Origin of the sequence: Oceanospirillum beijerinckii DSM 7166 (genome assembly GCF_000422425.1) — a bacterium.
GTDB classification, from domain to species: domain Bacteria; phylum Pseudomonadota; class Gammaproteobacteria; order Pseudomonadales; family Halomonadaceae; genus Oceanospirillum; species Oceanospirillum beijerinckii.
The window spans coordinates 5,062-5,698 of the sequence record NZ_KE383836.1 but is presented as its reverse complement, the minus strand read 5'-3'; the positions used below and the strand labels follow the sequence as shown (position 1 = coordinate 5,698).

Here is a 637-nt window from a genome sequence, read left to right as displayed (position 1 = left end):
TGACCGCAAACTCAATATTCTGCAGATTCAGAATCGTACCGGAAGGCAGATTGGACGCATCTATCACCATCGCCTCGGTACGGTCACTATTGTTACTGCCTCGAATAGTAATCGGGCTACTAGGTCGCTCATTACTATCCGTGGTCAATGTGACCTTATTGACCCAGAGATTGTCTTCATCCACACCAAGCGCTTCAAGGAAGACACGCCCACCGTCTAGCATATCGTCTTCTTCATCCAGGCCAGCAGATTCATCAATCAGCTGCAGTAACGCCTCCACCGAATTATTATTCCGCGCCGTTTCATTGGCATTCGCTATAAAACCAACCCCAGTAGGCAAACTGACACTGGTCACCGCTTCCTGGCCACCTTCGGTAAAGTGCAACGGGATATCCGCTTCCTCTGTCTGGGCATTACTATCTTCACGCTCAGATGCTACCGGCTGAACAGTCACCGTCTTCGTCTCTTCACCATCCTCATCAACGGTTACCGTCGTCGTAACAGGCACACCATCAACCAACTGAGTTTCTGGCTCTGGCTCTGGTTCTGGCTCTGGTTCCGGCTCTGGTTCCGGCTCTGGCTCTGGTTCCGGCTCTGGCTCTGGCTCTGGCTCTGGCTCTGGCTCTGGCTCTGGCTC

General features: G+C 52.7%; 1 protein-coding gene. It reads right to left on the bottom strand.

Features of this window, described 5'->3' with window-relative positions; all coding sequences use genetic code 11:
• The coding region (locus H579_RS29565; RefSeq protein ID WP_036567416.1) for a hypothetical protein at nucleotides 1-637 on the bottom strand (637 nt) is incomplete at both ends.